A 19652-nucleotide genomic window follows, 5' to 3' on the forward strand; every position below is an offset into this window, starting at 1 on the left:
GCGCGCCGCTATTTTTGCCCGTCGCGCACGGCAAATTCAGGGCTTAACTGGCTGATACCGGGTCCGCGGCCTTTCTTCACTTTGATCTGTACCGGTATGCGTTCCTTCATCGCCTCGACGTGGCTGATTACGCCGATGGTCTTACCTGAAGCATTCAGGCTGTCGAGCGCATCCAGCGCGGTATCCAGCGTTTCCGCATCCAACGTGCCGAAGCCTTCATCAAGAAACAACGAATCAATACGCGTTTTGTTGCTGACCAGGTCGGACAGCGCCAGCGCCAGCGCCAGACTCACCAGAAAACTTTCGCCGCCGGACAGCGTACGGGTATCGCGCACCGCTTCCGCCTGCCAGGTATCGACCACCTGCAGGGCCAGCGTATCGCTGCCGTTGCGCAGCAGCTGGTAGCGATCGTGTAGCCTGATAAGCCGCTGATTGGCCAGATACACCAGGTGATCCAGCGTCAGCCCCTGAGCGAAACGGCGGAATTTATCGCCCCTCTGCGAACCGATCAGATCGTTGAGGTAGCTCCAGTCATTGTAATCCTGGCCGGCGCGCTCGATATCGCTCAGCAACTGGCGCTGAGTTTGCTGCTGTTGCTGGTCGCGCGCCATCTGGTTCTGCACCTGACCCTGCTGCAGCGTGTTGTCTTTCAGCGCCTGTCCCAGCGCGGCGAGCCGTGCCCGCACGTCATCGGGCGTGGTCTGTTCGTCCAGTTCCGCCGGCCGTTCGCGCAGGTGCCGCGCCAGCGCCTGTTCCGCTTGCTGGCAGAGCGCGCCGGCCTGGTGGCGCTGCTGGCTGAGCCGTTCTTTTAATTGCTGCAGGGCGTCGCGTTGCGCATCGTCCAGCAGGGCGGCGCGCCAGGCGGCCTCATCGGCGAACGGACTGGCGGCCAGCGCCTGCAGAAAATGTTCGCCGGCTTGCTGGCTGGCGGCGGCGGACTTCGTCTGTCGCTGCCGCAGGCCGCTCAGTTCCCCGCTTAAGTGGCTCAGCCGTTGCTGCGCCAGCTGCTGTTGCTGCTGCGCCTGGCGGCTACGCTGATCATGCTGTTGACTTAACAGGCGCAGGCGATCGCGCTCGGCGATGGTTTGCCGCTCGCCGAACAGTTGCAGACGCTGCTGGCGGGCGTCGCTCAGCGCCTGGGCCTCGAGGTCGAACTGCTGCTGCTGCGCATCCCGCTGACGGGACAATTCAGCCAGCGACTCCTGATGCGCGTCAATCTCGGTTTGCTGCGTCGCCAGCGTCGTCTGAAGCTGTTGTTGATGCTGACGGGCCTCTTGCCAGCGCAGCCACTCCTTGCGCCGCTGCGCCAGCCAGTCGGCCTGGCGATCGCGTTCCGGCGGCGTGAGGCGGCAGTCGGCTAACTGGTCCGCCATCTCCTGTTCCAGCGCGCTTAGCTGCTGCCGGCAGTGTGCCGCCGACCGCTGCAGTTTCTCCTGAGTCTGTTGCTCGTTTTTTTGCTGCAGCCGCGCCAGCGCCTGGTGTTGTTCGGTTTGCTGCAACGCCTGGCGCGCTTCATCCAGCCGCGTTTTGTTTAGTTGCGCCTGTTGCCGAATTTGTTCCCGCTGCTGGCGCTGCGTTTGCAACTGCTGTTCCTGTTGGGCGCACTGTTGCAGCCATTGCCCGGCGGCCGCGTTCTGCTCCGGCGTATAATCCAGCGATAAACGCGATTGTAACGTTTGCCATTGCTGTTGCAGACGGCGATAGTCTTCATCGTTCTGAGCGCTATCGCCGAGCAGCGACCCCAGCTGTTGCTGCAGCAGTTTTTGCCGGGTTTCCGTCTGTACGCACAGCGTCTGTAACTGGCTGGTTTCGTCCTGCAGTTGCTGCAGCCGTTGACGAGTTTCGCTGAGTGCGATCGTCTGGTAGCGTTCAATCGCCGGATGGTGGGTTGAGCCGCACAGCGGACATTCGCTACCGGGCTGCAGGCGCGCCCGCTCCGCTTCCAGCTTAACGATACGCTGCTCCAGTTCGCTGCGGGTTTGTACCTCCAGCAGCAACTGGTTGCTGTGCTGATAGCGCTGGTTATGCCGCGCCAGCTGTTCGGCCAGATTCTGCCGCTGGTCGCTAAGCGCCGTTTGCCGTTCGCTCAGGGTGACGCGCAGCGTCAGCAGGCGCGGAGCCAGTTCGCACAGCGTGGCCAGTTGCTGGCGATCCGCACGCTGCCCGGCCAGCCGCTCGATCTGCCGCTGCAGTTCGCTGAAAGGGAGGCGCTGCTCCAGTTGTTCGTCTTGCTGCTGATATTGCCGCCAGCGCTGCTGCGCCTGCTCCACCGCCGACAGCTGCGCCTGACGCTCGTCGTTCAGCTGTTGCTGTCGCCGGGCCAACTGCGTCAATTCCTGTTCGTTTTGCCGCTGCTGGAGGCCGAGTTCATCGAGCTGGGTCTGCCACTGTTGCTGCTGTTTAAACTGATCCTGCCACAGGGCCAGATTTTCCCCCCAGTACTGGTGGCGCTGATTGCGCTGTAGTTCGTCGTTCAGTTCACCGACGCTGCTCAGATTATGCTCACGCCCCTGTTGCAATTGGTTGAGCTGTTGCCAGCGCTGCGTAACGGAGGCCTGCAGTCGCTGCTGTTCCTGCGTCAGCCTGGCTACCTGCTGTTGCAGCGTATCGATGCGCTGATCGAGCGGCGCGACCTGCTCCGTCATCAGGGTTTCCTGTTGCTGGCGGTATTCCGTATGCTTTTGCAGTTGGTCCTGGGCGGCGGAGGCCTGCTGCGTCAGCGCGCTCAGCGCGCTATTTTGCCGCTGTTCCTCATCGGACAGAGTGGCGATTTGCGCCAGCAGGGCGCTGTGTTCCTGCAGGCAGCGATCGCGATCCAGCTGTAGCGGGCGCAATTTTTCCGCCGGCGCGCTGCGCGCCAGCCGTTCCAGCTCAGCCTGCGCCTGCAGCCAACTCTGCCCGGCGGCGTCGCGCTGACGAGCCGCGTCCATTTGCGCCTGCCGGCGCAGCTCGCGTTGTTCGAACCACTGTTGCTGCGCCTGCGCCTGATGGTGTTCGGCGTTCAGCGCCTGTTCCTGCCGGACCAGTTGCTCGCGCTGACTCTCCAGCGCCTGACGTTGTTCATCGTTCAGCAGTTCAATGCCGGCCGCTCTGGCGTGCAGGGCGTCCAGCCGCGCCTTCACTTCTTTATGCTGCAGGAACACCTGCTCCGAGATCCGTCCGTAAATTTCGGTGCCGGTCAGTTCTTCCAGCAGTTCGGCGCGATCGTTGGCGTCGGCGTTGAGAAAGGCGGCGAACTGCCCCTGCGACAGCATCATCGATTTAGTAAAGCGGCCGAAGTCCAGGCCGGTGATGCGCGCCGTCATCTCCAGTTTTTCGTTTAGCTTGTCGGACAGAATGGTGCCCTGTTCCAGCAGCGCCAGTTCGGCGCGCGGCGGCTGCAGATTGCCGTCGACGGCGTTGCGCGCCCGGCGCTGGCTCCAGAACGCGCGATAGCCGATGCCTTTGACCTCAAATTCCACCTCCGCCAGACATTCGGCGGTATTCCGGGTCATCAGCTCGTTCTGGCTGGCCGAAATGCTTTTCTGCAGACGCGGCGTCTGGTGGTAGAGCGCCAGGCAGATGGCGTCGAGCAGCGTGGTCTTCCCCGCGCCGGTCGGTCCGGTGATGGCGAACAGCCCGTTGCTGGCGAAAGGCTCGGCGGTAAAATCGATCTTCCATTCGCCCTGCAGCGAATTGAGATTTTTCAGACGCAGACTCAGAATTTTCACGCGTGCGGGCCTCCCTGCTGAACGATCTGTTCCGTGACCTGGCCGAACAACTGACGCAGACGCTGGCGCTGGACGTCGTCCGGCGCGATCTCCAGCGCCAGCCTACGGTCGAAGACTTCCTGTACGCTCAGTTCATTCAGCGTTTCTTTATCCTGGCGCGCCAGGTTTTGCTCCCGCCGCTCTTTGCTGCGGCGCAGCAACAGAACCTCGACCGGTAAATCCGCGCACAGTTGTTCAACCTGACGTTGAATATCGCTCAGCCAGTGCTCGGTGGTGATTTCAATATCCAGCCAGACAGGATGTTCACCCTCGTGCCGGCGGAATGCGGCCAGCTGTTGTTCTATCTCCGCCAGCGAACCGCGCAGCAGCGCCATCGGCTGCAGGACCGGAACCGGCAGGGCTTCGACGCGGCTGAGCGTTTGCCGGGTGAATTCCACCAGATAGACGCTTTTGTCTTTGTTCAGTTCGTCAAAGCTCAGGGCGATGGGCGAGCCGCTATAGCGAATATGTTCGCTCTTCGCCACCGTCTGGGCGCGGTGAATATGGCCGAGGGCGATATAGTCGGCCGGCGGAAAAGCCTGGGCCGGGAATGCATCCAGCGTACCGATATAAATATCGCGCACCGAGTCGGAGGTACTGGCGCCTACGGCGGTCAGGTGGCCGGTGGCAATGATGGGCAACGGCAAATCCAGCGTCGCGCGCACATGGAGCGCAGCCTGATGCAGGTGCTGGTAGTACCGGGCGATGGCCTCCAGCAGCGCCTGCTGTTTTTCGCCGCCGGACTGGCCGGCGTGGCTGATCGTCAGGTCGCGTGGCCGCAGAAACGGCACTGCGCACAGGATGGCGCCTGGCTGACCGCGGCGATCCGGCAACACCAGCACCTGTTGTTCGGTATCGTCGCTGGCGCTGGCCAGCACCGTGACGTTCAGGCAGGCCAGCAGTTCGCGCGATTCGTTCAGCGTGGCGACTGAATCGTGGTTGCCGGCCAGCACCACCAGCCGGCAGCCGGTTTGTTGCAGAGACACGACAAAGCGATTATACATTTCGCGCGCGTAGCTGGGCGGCGAGCCGGTATCAAAAATATCACCTGCTACAATAATCGCATCCGCCAGATGGCGTTGCGCCTGGTCGATGAGCCAGTCAAGGAAGGCCTGGTGTTCGGCGGCCCGGCTTTTGGTATAAAAATGCTGACCCAGATGCCAGTCAGCGGTATGAATGATGCGCATGACGCTCCATAGACAGCGTGTAACTAACAGATGACACGATTATAACAGCAGGGCCGATGCTGTCGTTATCAAAACCCGGAACGGGAAGCGGCCCGGCAAAACGCATTGTCGCGCCTGTTGTTTTTCATAAATCTGTCACAAAAGTGACGCATAATGGCGTCCGCACGCTTACAGCGACGATTAAACGGCAGGAATAACAATGGCAAGACGCATATTGGTCGTGGAAGATGAAGCTCCAATTCGAGAAATGGTTTGTTTTGTTCTGGAGCAGAATGGTTATCAGCCGGTTGAAGCCGAAGATTATGACAGCGCGTTAGGCAAGCTGTCGGAACCCTACCCGGAGTTGGTTCTGCTGGACTGGATGTTGCCGGGGGGCTCGGGACTGCAATTTATCAGACATATGAAACGCGAGGCGCTGACCCGCGATATCCCGGTCGTCATGTTGACCGCGCGCGGCGAGGAAGAAGATAGGGTGCGCGGTCTGGAGGTCGGCGCGGACGACTATATCACCAAACCTTTTTCACCGAAGGAACTGGTGGCGCGCATTAAGGCCGTGATGCGGCGTATTTCCCCGATGGCGGTGGAAGAAGCGATTGAGATGCGCGGATTGAATCTGGATCCCACTTCGCACCGCGTGACCGCCGACGAGCTGGCGCTTGATATGGGGCCGACCGAATTCAAGCTATTGCACTTTTTTATGACCCATCCCGAGCGGGTTTACAGCCGCGAACAGCTGCTGAATCACGTATGGGGCACCAACGTGTATGTTGAAGATCGTACCGTAGACGTTCATATTCGCCGTCTGCGTAAGGCGCTGGAAGTCAGCGGACATGATAAGATGGTACAGACCGTGCGTGGAACGGGTTACCGTTTTTCGACGCGCTACTGACAGGTTCAGGCACCGGAGAAACACAACGTGTTAGAACGCTTATCATGGAAGAGGCTGGTGCTGGAATTGGCCTTCTTTTGCCTGCCCGCTTTGCTGCTCGGGTTGTTAATCGGCTATCTGCCCTGGTTTTTACTGGCCGGCGTGTTGTCCACGCTGATCTGGCATGGTTATAACCTGATGCGGCTTTCCTGGTGGCTGTGGGTGGATAAAACCATCACCCCGCCGAGCGGGCGGGGCAGCTGGGAGCCGTTATTTTACGGCCTGTACCAGATGCAATTGCGCAACCGGCGGCGGCGGCGCGAACTGGCGCTGCTGATTAAACGTTTTCGCAGCGGGGCCGAATCGCTGCCGGATGCGGTGGTGATCACCACCGAGGACGGCACGATTTTCTGGTGCAACGGTCTGGCTCAGCACCTGCTGGGCTTCCGCTGGCCCGAGGATAACGGCCAGCACATTCTTAATCTGCTGCGCTATCCCGAATTTACCCGCTACCTGCAACAGCAGGACTTCAGCCGTTCTCTCACCCTGCAGTTGAATAATTCGCGTTATGTCGAGTTTCGCGTTATGCCGTATTCCTCCGGCCAACTGCTGATGGCGGCGCGCGATGTGACGCAGATGCGTCAGCTTGAAGGGGCGCGGCGCAACTTTTTCGCCAACGTCAGCCACGAACTGCGCACGCCGCTGACCGTGTTGCAGGGCTACCTGGAAATGATGCATGACGACGCGCTGGACGACGCGCTGCGTCATAAAGCGCTGAACACCATGCAGGAGCAGACCCGGCGCATGGATAGCCTGGTGAAGCAACTGCTCACGCTGTCGCGTATCGAAGCGGCCACGGTTATCGATTTGAATGAAAAAGTCGATATGCCCGCCATGCTGCAGGTGCTGCAGCGCGAGGCGCAGGCGCTGAGTCAGGGGCGGCACGAGCTGGTTTTCGATATCGACCCGCAGCTGTGGGTGTGCGGCAATGAGGAGCAACTGCGCAGCGCGGTGTCCAACCTGGTGTATAACGCCGTTAACCATACGCCGACCGGAACCCGCATTGAGGTGAGCTGGCGCAAAACGCCGCAGGGCGCGCAGTTTGTGGTCAGCGATAACGGCCCGGGCATCGACGCCAAACACCTGCCGCGCCTGACCGAGCGTTTTTACCGGGTGGATAAAGCGCGTTCGCGCCAGACCGGCGGCAGCGGGCTGGGGCTGGCGATTGTCAAACATGCGCTGACTCATCACGATAGCCGGCTGGACGTCACCAGCGAGGCGGGCCAGGGATCAAGTTTTGGCTTCATACTGCCGAACCGGCTGATGGTTACGTCTCCCCCGGCGATCCGCAGCAGCGCGCCGTCGGCATAAAGGCGCGCCCTCGTCGCCCCGCGTGATGAATTTCGTGGGGCGACGACCCGATCATATCCGCTTTGATTACCTACCGGCTTCCCCTTAAACCGCTATACCGGCGCGCCGCCGCATGCGTCTGAAGCGCAGCTGAGATTCTCCTGTTGTCGGCAGTGGAAATTCGTGTCAGGATAGCGTAATTATAGCCGTCTGGAAGTCTGTTTTCGACGGCCGGCGATGACCTTATTACTTCACTAACCCACGCTGTCTGCCGCGCTTCGCGCACTGCGGACAGCGACTCAGGAGCAAAGCATGGCACAAGCGAAACCCCCGTTCCGGGCCGACGTAGTCGGCAGTTTGCTGCGTCCGGCGGCGATCAAGCAGGCGCGCGCGCAGCTACAGGCCGGCGAGATCGACGCGGCCCGGCTGCGTGACATTGAAGACCGGGAAATCCTGCGCGCGGTGGAACTACAGCGTGCGGCAGGTCTGCAGGTGGTGACCGACGGTGAATTTCGCCGCTCCTGGTGGCATTTTGATTTCTTCGAAGGACTGGATGGCGTGGAAGGCTATGAGGGCGGCCATGGCATTCAGTTCAATGGCGTCCAGACCCGCTCGCGCGGCATTAAAGTGACCGGTAAAGTGGGCTTTAATCCGCAGCATCCGATGCTGGAGGACTTCCGTTACCTGCAACGCATCGCCGGCGACGCTACGGCGAAAATGACCATTCCCAGCCCTGCCGTGCTGCATTTCCGCGGCGGGCGCAAAGCCATCGACAGCGCGGTTTATCCGACCCTTGACGCCTACTTCGACGATCTGGCGCAGACCTGGCGCGATGCCATCAGGGCATTTTACGACGCCGGCTGCCGCTATCTGCAGTTGGACGATACCGTTTGGGGCTATTTGTGCTCCGACGATCAGAAGCGGCAGATCCGGGAACGCGGCGAAGATCCCGAACAGCTGGCGCAAATTTACGCCCGGGTACTGAACCAGGCGCTGGCAGACAAGCCTTCCGATCTGGTGATCGGCCTGCATGTCTGCCGCGGCAATTTCCGCTCCACCTGGATCTCGGAAGGCGGTTATGAGCCGGTGGCCAGCACGCTGTTTGGCGGGGTGAATGTTGATGCGTTCTTCCTCGAATACGATACGGCGCGCGCCGGCGGCTTTGAGCCGCTGCGTTTTATCCGCCCGGGGCATCAGCAGGTAGTGCTGGGCCTGATTACCACCAAGAATGGCGAGCTGGAGCCGGCGGGTGATGTTGAAAAACGCATTGCGGAAGCCGCTCGCTATGTCGACATTAACCAGCTCTGCCTGAGCCCGCAGTGCGGTTTCGCTTCTACCGAAGAGGGCAATAGCCTGACGGAAGAGCAGCAGTGGGCGAAACTGAAACTGGTGGTCGATATCGCCGCCCGGGTCTGGTAGGCCAGGCGGCCCACGCTTTTTACAACGCCGATACCAGTATCGGCGTTTTTTTATATGCATAAGATAAAACAATGACTGTATTTTGCGCGAAAATGGAATTTTACGGCATAATTTTGCGCTGCAAGCCTGTTTAATGCACAAATCATGTTCTGCTCAATGAGTGAAATTGCCAAATATAGTTCCTAATTATTAATGTAATTAAGACGTATATACTGCATTTGCAATGATCTCTTGTCTTTTCACGCTATAAACGTTTTACTTAGCCCCCATTAACGCTGCGCAGAAAATAATCATTATTCTCCTTTTGCTCATTCCATCGCCAGCGCGGCGGAAGGCACTGCGGCAGCGGCTTCGTGTTTCTTCTTTTGGCAATTATTACAGGCAACAAAATACAGGTTATGAGTCATCGTTTAACTTCTAAAGATATCATGGCATTAGGTTTTATGACCTTTGCCTTGTTCGTGGGGGCGGGCAATATCATCTTTCCCCCGATGGTCGGTCTGCAGGCGGGCGAGCATGTCTGGCGCGCCGCGTTCGGTTTCCTGCTGACGGCGGTGGGTTTGCCGGTGCTGACTGTGGTCGCGCTGGCGCGCGTCGGGGGCGGAATCGACGCGCTGAGTTCGCCGATTGGCCGCAGAGCCGGCATCCTGCTGGCTACCGTCTGTTATCTGGCCGTCGGCCCGCTGTTCGCCACGCCGCGCACCGCCACCGTTTCGTTTGAGGTGGGCATCGCCCCGCTGACCGGTACCGGCACGGCGCCGCTGCTGGTTTACAGCATCCTGTACTTCGCGATTGTCACCGGCGTTTCGCTTTATCCCGGACGCCTGCTGGACACCGTTGGCCACGTGCTGGCGCCGGTTAAAATCATCGCGCTGCTGATTCTGGGGCTGGCGGCGATGCTGTGGCCGGCCGGCGAGTCTCTGCCCGCCATCGAACTTTATCAGCGGGTGCCGTTCTCCAGCGGTTTTGTTAACGGCTATCTGACGATGGATACCCTGGGCGCGATGGTGTTCGGGATCGTGATCGTCAATGCGGCGCGTTCGCGCGGCGTAGCGGATGCGCAACTGCTCACCCGCTATACCATTCGGGCCGGGCTGATTGCCGGCATCGGCCTGATGCTGGTTTATTTGACTCTGTTTAAACTGGGCGCCGGCAGCGGTTCGCTGGTGCCCGGCGCGCAGAACGGCGCCGAAATTCTGCACGCCTATGTGCAGTATACCTTCGGCGACATCGGCAGCTCTTTCCTTGCGCTGCTGATCTTCGTCGCCTGTATGGTGACGGCGGTCGGCCTGACCTGCGCCTGCGCGGAGTTTTTCTCGCAGTATCTGCCGTTTTCCTACCGCACGCTGGTATTTATCCTCGGCCTGTTTTCAATGGTGGTTTCCAATCTGGGCTTAAGCCATCTGATCCACCTTTCAATCCCGGTGCTGACGGCGATTTATCCGCCCTGCATCGTCCTGGTGCTGCTGAGTTTCACGCTGAACTGGTGGAATAGCCGGACGCGCATTGTGGCTCCGACCATGCTAATCAGCCTGGTGTTTGGAATTATTGATGGGATAAAATCCTCTTCCTTCCAGCCATTGTTGCCGGAATGGAGTCAGCATCTGCCGCTCAACGCGCAGGGGCTTTCCTGGCTGCCGCCTTCACTGCTGATTTTACTGGCCGCGGTGGTTTACGATCGGCTGTGCGGACGGCGGCAGAGCGTTCACGCGCGGTAAGCATGTCGTTGTTATGAATCAATTTTTTCACCACAGGCCGTCGCCTGTGGTTTTTTTGTTTACAGGACAGGGTTTGTTAACTTATGGAACAACACTCCGCTAAACTCAAACGAGGGCTAAGCGCGCGGCATATCCGCTTCATCGCTTTAGGTTCAGCCATCGGCACCGGGCTATTTTACGGCTCGGCCAGTGCGATTCAGATGGCGGGGCCCAGCGTTCTGCTGGCCTACATGATCGGCGGCGTCGCCGCCTATATCATCATGCGGGCTCTGGGGGAAATGTCGGTCAATAATCCGCAGTCCAGCTCCTTTTCCCGCTACGCGCAGGACTACCTCGGCCCGCTGGCCGGCTATATCACCGGCTGGACCTATTGCTTTGAAATGCTGATCGTCGCTATTGCCGACGTGACTGCGTTTGGCATATACATGGGCGTCTGGTTTCCCGAGGTGCCGCACTGGATGTGGGTTCTGAGCGTAGTGCTGATCATCGGCGCCATCAACCTGATGAGCGTAAAGGTATTCGGCGAACTGGAGTTCTGGCTGTCGTTTTTCAAAGTCGCCACCATTATCGTGATGATCGCGGCCGGTATCGGCATCATCATCTGGGGGATCGGCAACGGCGGACAGCCGACCGGCATTCATAACCTGTGGAGCAACGGCGGCTTTTTCAGCCATGGGATCATGGGGATGGTTCTCTCGTTGCAGATGGTGATGTTCGCTTACGGCGGCATAGAGATCATCGGCATTACCGCCGGCGAAGCCAAAGATCCGCACAAATCGATCCCCCGGGCGATAAACTCGGTGCCGTGGCGAATCCTGGTGTTCTATGTGGGGACGCTGTTCGTCATTATGTCCATCTATCCATGGAACCAGGTCGGGATTGACGGCAGTCCGTTTGTGCTGACGTTCCAGCATCTTGGCATTACGGCCGCGGCGGGCATTCTTAATTTTGTGGTGATTACCGCCTCGGTTTCCGCCATCAACAGCGATGTGTTCGGCGTAGGGCGCATGCTGCACGGCATGGCCGAACAGGGGCACGCGCCGCAGGCGTTCACTCGTCTTTCCCGCCGCGGTATTCCGTGGGTCACCGTGGTGGTGATGATGATCGCGCTGCTGGTGGCGGTTTATCTGAACTATATTATGCCGGGCAAAGTGTTCCTGGTGATTGCGTCGCTGGCGACGTTTGCTACGGTTTGGGTATGGATTATGATCCTGTGTTCGCAGATTGCATTTCGTTTGCGTTTGACGCCGCAGCAGGTGAAAGAACTGGCCTTCCCGCTGCGCGGCGGCATCGTCACTTCCTCCATCGGGGTGATTTTTCTGCTGTTTATCATTGGTCTGATCGGCTATTTCCCGGAGACGCGCGTATCGCTGTATGTCGGCATTATCTGGATTGTTTTGCTGCTGGCGGGCTACGCTGTTCAGCGCAAAATCAACAAAAATCGCCGGCAGGACGCCGAACTTCCCGTTCGTTAAGCGGCTGAACGTCTGACGCCGTACCGGAGCACGCCTTCATCCCGTCGAGTGAAGGCGTGCTGCTTTTTGCGGCGGATTTTAGGCTGCGGGCGGTTTCGCATTACGCGGCGAACGGGGTGATCTCCGGCGGGAAAATGCTATCCTGCTATCTCTATTGTCTCATTAAGATTGATGTAACGATGACTGAATCCGACATTACGCAATTGAGCGCGGTCGTGGGTGAAAAGCTCAGGGCGCGCGGCGCGTGGGTGACCTGCGCGGAGTCCTGCACCGGCGGCTGGGTCGCCAAAGCGTTGACCGATATCGCCGGGAGTTCGGCATGGTTCGACCGCGGTTTTGTGACCTATAGCAACCGGGCGAAGCATGATTTGATCGGCGTGCGCGAAGAGACGCTCAGCCGGCACGGCGCGGTCAGCGAACCCGTGGTGACGGAAATGGCCAGCGGCGCGCTGCGGGCCGCCCGCGCCGACTTCGCCGTCGCCATCAGCGGGATCGCCGGGCCGGACGGCGGCACGGCGGAAAAACCGGTCGGCACGGTATGGTTCGGGTTGTGCGACGGGCAGGGCCGGGCGCTGAATGTGCGGCGGCAATTCACCGGCGACAGAAACGCCGTGCGGTTGCAGGCGGTGGGATTCGCCCTGCAAACCCTGCTGGATGAGTTTCTGCAAAAATAATCTTGATGCTGTATGAGTATACAGTATAATGACGCTATTATTCAGTACACCATGATTAACCGACAGGGCAGAGATAACTTTGCTACTGCATGACAGGAGTAGATATGGCTATTGATGAGAACAAGCAAAAGGCGCTTGCCGCGGCACTGGGTCAGATTGAGAAGCAGTTTGGTAAAGGCTCTATCATGCGCTTGGGTGAAGACCGCTCAATGGATGTCGAAACCATTTCTACCGGCTCACTGTCTCTGGATATCGCCCTGGGCGCCGGCGGTTTGCCCATGGGGCGTATCGTCGAGATCTACGGTCCTGAATCCTCCGGTAAAACCACGCTGACGCTGCAGGTGATCGCCGCCGCGCAGCGCGAAGGAAAAACCTGCGCCTTTATCGATGCGGAACATGCGCTCGATCCCATCTACGCGAAGAAATTGGGCGTGGATATCGATAACTTACTGTGCTCCCAACCGGATACCGGCGAGCAGGCGCTGGAAATCTGTGATGCGCTGACCCGTTCCGGCGCGGTGGATGTGATTATCGTCGACTCCGTCGCGGCGCTGACGCCGAAGGCGGAAATCGAAGGCGAGATCGGCGATTCGCACATGGGGCTGGCGGCCCGCATGATGAGCCAGGCGATGCGTAAACTGGCCGGCAACCTGAAGAACGCCAATACCCTGCTGATTTTCATTAACCAGATTCGTATGAAAATCGGCGTTATGTTCGGTAACCCGGAAACGACGACCGGCGGTAACGCGCTGAAGTTCTATGCGTCGGTGCGCCTTGATATTCGCCGCATCGGTTCGATTAAAGAAGGTGAAGAGGTGGTCGGCAGCGAAACGCGCGTCAAAGTGGTGAAAAATAAAGTCGCCGCGCCGTTTAAACAGGCCGAATTCCAGATCCTCTACGGCGAAGGCATCAATATTTACGGCGAACTGATCGATCTGGGCGTGAAGCACAAACTGATCGAGAAGGCGGGCGCCTGGTACAGCTATAACGGAGATAAAATCGGCCAGGGCAAGGCGAATGCCTGTAACTACCTGAAAGAAAATCAGGCGGTGGCTAACGAGCTGGACAAAAAACTGCGCGAAATGCTGCTGCACAAAGGCAACGATTCGCTGGCGGTGGCAGGTTCGGAAAACGTGCGTGAAGACGCGCTCGATGAAAACGAGAATTTCTGAGGTCGGCGCGTCCGGTATTGTTATGGCGATAGCCGGGGCGAGGTGCGCCCCGGTTGATGCAGAGAAGCGATGAATAAACCACTAAACTACGCCATGAAGGTGTTGTCGGTAAGGGATTACAGTGAAGCAGAAATACGCCGCAAACTTGCGGCGTATTTGTTTTCTGCCGCGGATAAATCCGCGCCGGAAGACGACGACGAACTCAGCCGCGCGCAGATGCAGGATGAGATTGAGCGGGCAGTGGAATACTGTCGGCAAAATGACTGGATTAACGATCGACGCTATGCGCTGCGTTATGTCCACAGCCGCAGCCGCAAGGGCTATGGCGTTCAGCGTATTCGGGCTGAACTCGGTCTGAAAGGGGTGGAGAAAGCAACAATTTCTGCTACGCTGGCGGAGTGTGATATCGACTGGTGCCGGCTGGCCAGAGACGCGGCAGAGAAAAAATTTGGTCTGCCGTTGCCCGTTGACTGGAAAGAAAAGGCAAAATTACAGCGCTTTCTGCTCAGTCGCGGCTTTTTTCATGAAGAGATTCAATCTATTTATATGAAAATTTCCGATTGAATGCATACGGGATTTTACTTCCCTTCGAAGAAAATTTATCTTATTCCCACTTTTTGTTCGTGAGCTGCACGGTAGCGCCAGTCTGGTGCACTATACCTTGCCCACGATCTGTTCTTCATAGCTTGATTCCGGGACAATTATGAGCAAGAGCACCGCTGAGATCCGTCAAGCGTTTCTCGATTTTTTTCATAGTAAAGGACACGAAGTGGTCGCCAGCAGTTCTCTGGTGCCCAATAACGATCCGACTTTGTTGTTTACCAATGCGGGGATGAACCAGTTTAAGGATGTTTTCCTTGGGCTGGATAAGCGCAGCTATTCGCGCGCCACGACCCCCCAGCGCTGCGTGCGCGCCGGCGGTAAGCACAACGATCTGGAAAACGTCGGTTATACCGCACGTCATCACACCTTCTTCGAGATGCTGGGTAACTTCAGCTTCGGTGATTACTTTAAGCGCGACGCCATTCTTTACGCCTGGGAACTGCTGACCGGCGAACAATGGTTCAATCTGCCTAAAGAAAAACTGTGGGTCACCGTCTATGAGACGGATGATGAAGCCTGGAACATCTGGGCCAATGAAGTGGGCGTGCCCGCCGATCGCATCATCCGCATTGGCGATAATAAAGGCAGTCCGTTCGCATCGGACAACTTCTGGCAGATGGGCGATACCGGCCCCTGCGGCCCCTGTTCCGAAATTTTCTACGATCACGGCGATCACATTTGGGGCGGACCTCCGGGCAGCCCGGAAGAAGACGGCGACCGCTACATCGAGATCTGGAACCTGGTCTTTATGCAGTTCAACCGTCAGGCGGACGGCACCATGTTGCCGTTGCCGAAACCGTCGGTGGATACCGGGATGGGGCTGGAGCGTATCGCCGCCGTTCTGCAACACGTGAATTCCAACTACGAGATTGACCTGTTTAAAACGCTGATTGCCGATGTGGCGCGCGTGATTGGCTGTGAAGATCTGTCCAGTAAATCATTGCGCGTAATTGCCGACCACATCCGCTCCTGCGCATTCCTAATCGCCGATGGCGTTATGCCCTCGAATGAAAACCGTGGCTATGTGCTGCGCCGAATTATTCGTCGCGCGGTACGTCATGGCAATATGCTCGGCGCGAAAGAGACCTTTTTCTACAAACTGGTGGCGCCGCTGATCGACGTGATGGGATCGGCCGCAGAGGATCTCAAGCGTCAGCAGCAGATAGTCGAACAGGCGTTGAAGACGGAAGAAGAGCAGTTTGCCCGTACGCTGGAACGCGGTCTGGCGCTGCTGGATGAAGAGATTAATCAGCTTACCGGCGACACGCTGGATGGCGAAACGGCTTTCCGACTGTATGACACCTACGGCTTCCCGCTTGATCTGACGGCGGACGTATGCCGCGAGCGCAACCTGAAGGTGGATGAGGCCGGCTTTGAACAGGCGATGGAGGCCCAGCGCCGCCGCGCGCGCGAGTCGAGCGGTTTCGGCGTGGATTACAATGCGCTGGTGCGCGTGGATACGACGACGCCGTTTAGCGGCTATGAAAAAACGCAACAGCAGTCGAACGTGGTTGCGCTTTACCGTGACGGTCAGCCTGTCGATGAGATCCAGGCCGGCGATGAAGCGGTGGTGATTCTGAATGAAACGCCGTTCTACGGCGAATCCGGCGGGCAGGTCGGCGATAAGGGCGAGCTCAGCAGCGGCCTGCTGCGCTTTGTCGTCGACGATACGCAGAAATACGGCCAGGCGATCGGCCATCTGGGGAAACTGGCGCAGGGCATCTTGCGGGTTAACGATTTTGTCGACGCAATTGTCGACAAAGGGCGTCGTGATCGTATACGCTTGAATCACTCCGCGACGCATTTGCTGCATGCGGCATTGCGCCAGGTGTTGGGTAACCACGTGGCTCAGAAAGGCTCGCTGGTTAACGACAGCTACCTGCGTTTCGACTTCTCGCATTTTGAAGCCATGAAACCGGAGCAGGTGCGGCAGGTCGAGGATATCGTCAACGCGCAAATTCGTCGCAATATGACTATCCAGACCGAAGTGAAGGCGCTTAATGACGCCAAAGCGCAAGGCGCGATGGCGCTGTTCGGCGAGAAGTATGACGATCGCGTCCGGGTATTAACCATGGGCGATTTTTCCGTTGAATTGTGTGGCGGGACGCACGCCAGCCGGACCGGCGATATCGGCCTGTTCCACATCGTCGCGGAGTCCGGCACTGCGGCCGGAGTACGCCGTATTGAAGCCGTTACCGGTGAAAATGCGCTGGCGGCGCTGCATCGGCAGAGCGATTTACTGCAGGATGTCACCCAACTGGTGAAAGGCGATAGCCATAATCTGGTGGATAAGGTGCGTTCCGTGCTTGATCGCACCCGAGTGCTGGAAAGAGAACTGCAGCAGTTGAAGGCGCAGCAGGCCGCGCAGGAGAGCGCTTCTCTCTCCGGCAAAGCCAAAGATATTAATGGCGTTAAGCTGCTGGTCAGCCGGCTGGATAACGCTGAGCCGCAGTTATTGCGCACTATGGTTGACGACCTCAAGAATCAGCTGGGTTCGGCAATAATCGTACTGGCAACGGCTTCTGAAGGTAAAGTCAGTCTGATTTCCGGCGTCACCAAAGACATTACCGATCGGATTAAAGCCGGCGAGCTAATCGGCTTTGTCGCTCGTCAGGTTGGGGGTAAAGGCGGTGGTCGCCCGGATATGGCGCAGGCAGGCGGAAGCGATGTAGATGCGCTGCCGGCGGCACTGGCCAGTGTTGAGCCCTGGGTGACGGGAAAACTGTAAGCAAAAGCGTTATCACGATAAAACGCCATAATACTTTGTTTGATTATGGCGTTTTATTGCCCGCAGGGAAGGGAACTGCGGGCGTACGGGGGCGATCCTGATTATAAGTTTCGGGGATGTCTGATTCTATATCCTGACGTGGTAACAAAAAGCGCAAGCTTTCTCATATCGGCTAAACTTACTACTAGTAACAAACTATGAGTTGGATGGGCGGATTTATCTAATCATCTAGGTTTACGTTTTCACGGTATATGATGGATAATGACAGTGAGACAGAGAGACCCGACTCTTTATAATCTTTCAAGGAGCAAAGAATGCTTATTTTGACTCGTCGAGTTGGCGAAACCCTCATGATTGGCGATGAGGTGACTGTTACCGTACTAGGGGTAAAGGGCAATCAGGTCCGTATTGGCGTTAACGCCCCTAAAGAGGTTTCTGTCCACCGTGAAGAGATCTATCAGCGCATTCAGGCGGAAAAGTCTCAACCCACATCCTATTGATTTACAAAGCGTCTCGTGAGCACGAGGCGCTATTGTATTGTATTTGCTCCTCCCGTCGCTTTTCTCTTCTCTCCCGCTGTTTTTTTCGTTGTCGGACTGCGGGATAACTGCCTGTTTTCCTGCTGATAAAATATGCTTTTTGTTGTCAATCTGTCCGTGTTGGGTGCGAAGTGTGCAAACAAACACGGGATGGGAAAAATTGTTTGACTTATAAGTCCGGGAAAGTAATATGTGCGCCACGCAGTACCGGTGAGCTGTTAAAGAAATTCTTCAGCAGGTTATCAGTAGTGTAGGTGAGGTGGCCGAGAGGCTGAAGGCGCTCCCCTGCTAAGGGAGTATGCGGTCAAAAGCTGCATCCGGGGTTCGAATCCCCGCCTCACCGCCATTTAAAATGCACCCATAGCTCAGCTGGATAGAGTACTCGGCTACGAACCGAGCGGTCGGAAGTTCGAATCTTCCTGGGTGCACCATTTTTTATGGCAGGGTAGTGGTCATCAGGTTGCGATATGTTGTTTACGCGTTCCGCAATGGCTCGATGATTGGGTGTCGCAAACCGGCAGCCAACGCAGAAAAGCTGGCGCAAGTCGATTTATCTGCACTAATAGCATTACGCCGTATTTAATCGATGACGTTTTTAGCGCTCATCAGCGAAAAGAGAAGTTGCAGTACGTCTCAATGCACCCATAGCTCAGCTGGATAGAGTACTCGGCTACGAACCGAGCGGTCGGAAGTTCGAATCTTCCTGGGTGCACCATCACTGCTGTTTTATCCTCGTTTTCATAAATTCTGGCGCATCATTTCTGATATGCACCCATAGCTCAGCTGGATAGAGTACTCGGCTACGAACCGAGCGGTCGGAAGTTCGAATCTTCCTGGGTGCACCATCTTTTCCTCCTCTGTAAAAGTTTGCCGATTTTCCTCATCTTTGCTTAACCATCGCTTCCTGCTTTTCATCGTCGTCTTTATTGCTCGCCGTGCGCTGTCGTTTTTCCCTGGCTATGCTTTCCCCTGTCCGGTGTGCGGACTGAACGTCTCTTCCGTATGCGCGCTTGCGCAACTGGCTTCGCCAGATGAAGCGCTCCTGGCGGCGCACAGCGCGATTAATTGCCTGCCGTTTGCATGGTTATAGCGTGAGCGACAACGTTTTAACTTTACGCTAAAGTAGAACCTCTTTGTTTTGTGCTTACGGGGTGATGATGTACGACCGCTATCAGGGCCTTATCTTCGATATGGACGGCACAATCCTGGATACCGAACCCACTCACCACAAAGCCTGGCAGCAAGTGCTGGGGCGCTACGGGCTACATTATGACGGCGCTAAGATGGCCGGGCTGAATGGGTCGCCTACCTGGTATATCGCGCAGGTTATTTTAGACGGCAGCGGGGTGGAGATGGATCCCCATGCGTTAGCGACGGAAAAAACCGCGCTGGTGCAGGAGATGCTGCTGGACTCCGTTACCCCTCTGCCGTTGATCGAGGTTGTTAAGGCGTATCGCGGACGACGTCCGATGGCGTTGGGAACCGGCAGCGAGCATCAGATGGCGGAGCGTTTATTGCGTCACCTCGGACTACGCGAGTATTTCGATGCCGTTGTCGGCGCGGACGATGTTCAGCGTCATAAACCTTATCCCGATACCTTCCTGCGCTGCGCGGAGTTAATTGCCGTGGCGCCGCAGCATTGCGTCGTGTTTGAAGACGCCGATTTTGGTATTCAGGCGGCGCAGCGGGCCAATATGGCGGTGGTCGATGTGCGTACATTGTGAGTGAAGGCTGGCAACTCATTTCACTGTTCTGGAGCAGCCTGCTGAGTGCTACATTATTACCAGGTAGTTCAGAAATTTTGCTGGTGACGCTGTTGCTCGCCGGCAGCGCGCAGCCGTTCCTGCTGGTGCTTATCGCCACGGCAGGCAACACCCTCGGTGGATTGACGAATATAATTTTAGGGCGCCTGTTACCGCCGGCCCAACAGCCGCGGGGCAAGCCGATCGCGATGCGCTGGCTACAGCGTTACGGAACGGCGGCCCTGCTGCTCAGTTGGGTGCCGGTAGTGGGCGATTTACTGTGCGTATTGGCGGGCTGGCTGCGTTTACCATGGCGCAGCGCGGCTTTTTTTCTTTGCCTTGGCAAAGCGTTGCGCTATATCGTGCTGACCGGAATAACCTTGCAGGGCATGGCCTGGTGGCCATAGTCAGTGACAAATAAGCGCGGG

General features: G+C 57.5%; 14 protein-coding genes and 4 tRNA genes. 16 read left to right on the forward strand and 2 right to left on the reverse strand.

From position 1 onward, the window contains the following. Window positions 1-8: 8 nt before the first annotated feature. Together FJU30_RS22730 and sbcD are read right to left on the reverse strand one after the other, a co-directional pair. Entirely contained in the window at window positions 9-3710 is a 3702-nt protein-coding gene (locus FJU30_RS22730; RefSeq protein WP_150437257.1) for an AAA family ATPase, read from the reverse strand. Further along, window positions 3707-4936 (reverse strand): exonuclease subunit SbcD, encoded by a 1230-nt coding sequence (sbcD, locus tag FJU30_RS22735; protein WP_150437258.1) that lies wholly within the window; start codon window positions 4934-4936, stop codon window positions 3707-3709. Before sbcD ends, FJU30_RS22730 begins: the two co-directional genes overlap by 4 nt. A 199-nt stretch (window positions 4937-5135) precedes the next feature. Here sbcD and phoB point away from each other — a divergent pair, with 199 nt between their 5' ends. From phoB to FJU30_RS22815, 16 genes are all read left to right on the forward strand, one after another. Continuing rightward, window positions 5136-5825: a phosphate response regulator transcription factor PhoB gene (gene phoB / locus FJU30_RS22740; RefSeq protein WP_150437259.1), complete on the forward strand. Its 690-nt coding sequence runs from the start codon at window positions 5136-5138 to the stop codon at window positions 5823-5825. 27 nt (window positions 5826-5852) lie between these two features. Then, on the forward strand, window positions 5853-7175 hold the full coding sequence (phoR, locus tag FJU30_RS22745) for a phosphate regulon sensor histidine kinase PhoR (protein WP_150437260.1): 1323 nt from the start codon (window positions 5853-5855) through the stop codon (window positions 7173-7175). 291 nt (window positions 7176-7466) lie between these two features. Further along, window positions 7467-8573, forward strand: a complete 1107-nt coding sequence (locus FJU30_RS22750) for a cobalamin-independent methionine synthase II family protein (RefSeq protein ID WP_150437261.1) — start codon at window positions 7467-7469, stop codon at window positions 8571-8573. A 398-nt stretch (window positions 8574-8971) separates the two neighbouring features. Continuing rightward, a complete protein-coding gene (gene brnQ / locus FJU30_RS22755; RefSeq protein ID WP_150437262.1) occupies window positions 8972-10291 on the forward strand; it encodes a branched-chain amino acid transport system II carrier protein in 1320 nt (439 codons plus the stop codon). An 83-nt stretch (window positions 10292-10374) separates the two neighbouring features. Continuing rightward, window positions 10375-11766 carry a proline-specific permease ProY gene (gene proY, locus FJU30_RS22760; protein ID WP_150437263.1) on the forward strand — a complete coding sequence of 464 codons (1392 nt, stop codon included), beginning with the start codon at window positions 10375-10377 and terminating at the stop codon, window positions 11764-11766. 179 nt (window positions 11767-11945) lie between these two features. After that, on the forward strand, window positions 11946-12440 hold the full coding sequence (pncC, locus tag FJU30_RS22765; protein ID WP_150437264.1) for a nicotinamide-nucleotide amidase: 495 nt from the start codon (window positions 11946-11948) through the stop codon (window positions 12438-12440). Between the two features lie 104 nt (window positions 12441-12544). Continuing rightward, window positions 12545-13612: a recombinase RecA gene (recA, locus tag FJU30_RS22770; RefSeq protein ID WP_150437265.1), complete on the forward strand. Its 1068-nt coding sequence runs from the start codon at window positions 12545-12547 to the stop codon at window positions 13610-13612. A gap of 69 nt (window positions 13613-13681) precedes the next feature. Beyond that, window positions 13682-14176 (forward strand): recombination regulator RecX, encoded by a 495-nt coding sequence (gene recX, locus FJU30_RS22775; RefSeq protein WP_150437266.1) that lies wholly within the window; start codon window positions 13682-13684, stop codon window positions 14174-14176. A 139-nt stretch (window positions 14177-14315) separates the two neighbouring features. After that, complete coding sequence (alaS, locus tag FJU30_RS22780) at window positions 14316-16943, forward strand: alanine--tRNA ligase (RefSeq protein ID WP_150437267.1); 2628 nt, start codon at window positions 14316-14318, stop codon at window positions 16941-16943. Window positions 16944-17257: 314 nt separating this feature from the next. Then, a complete protein-coding gene (gene csrA, locus FJU30_RS22785; RefSeq protein WP_005972168.1) occupies window positions 17258-17443 on the forward strand; it encodes a carbon storage regulator CsrA in 186 nt (61 codons plus the stop codon). 292 nt (window positions 17444-17735) lie between these two features. Beyond that, window positions 17736-17828 (forward strand) — tRNA-Ser (locus FJU30_RS22790). An 8-nt stretch (window positions 17829-17836) separates the two neighbouring features. After that, window positions 17837-17913, forward strand: a tRNA-Arg gene (locus FJU30_RS22795). A 207-nt stretch (window positions 17914-18120) separates the two neighbouring features. Beyond that, window positions 18121-18197, forward strand: a tRNA-Arg gene (locus tag FJU30_RS22800). A 53-nt stretch (window positions 18198-18250) separates the two neighbouring features. Further along, a tRNA-Arg gene (locus FJU30_RS22805) sits at window positions 18251-18327 on the forward strand. A gap of 312 nt (window positions 18328-18639) precedes the next feature. After that, a complete protein-coding gene (gene yqaB, locus FJU30_RS22810; protein WP_150437291.1) occupies window positions 18640-19206 on the forward strand; it encodes a fructose-1-phosphate/6-phosphogluconate phosphatase in 567 nt (188 codons plus the stop codon). Beyond that, the gene (locus tag FJU30_RS22815; RefSeq protein WP_150437268.1) at window positions 19203-19631 is read left to right on the forward strand and encodes a YqaA family protein; all 429 of its coding nucleotides are present in this window, start codon (window positions 19203-19205) and stop codon (window positions 19629-19631) included. The genes yqaB and FJU30_RS22815 overlap by 4 nt, the downstream gene beginning before the upstream one ends. The last annotated feature ends 21 nt before the right edge of the window (window positions 19632-19652 follow it).

The organism is Affinibrenneria salicis (genome assembly GCF_008710095.1).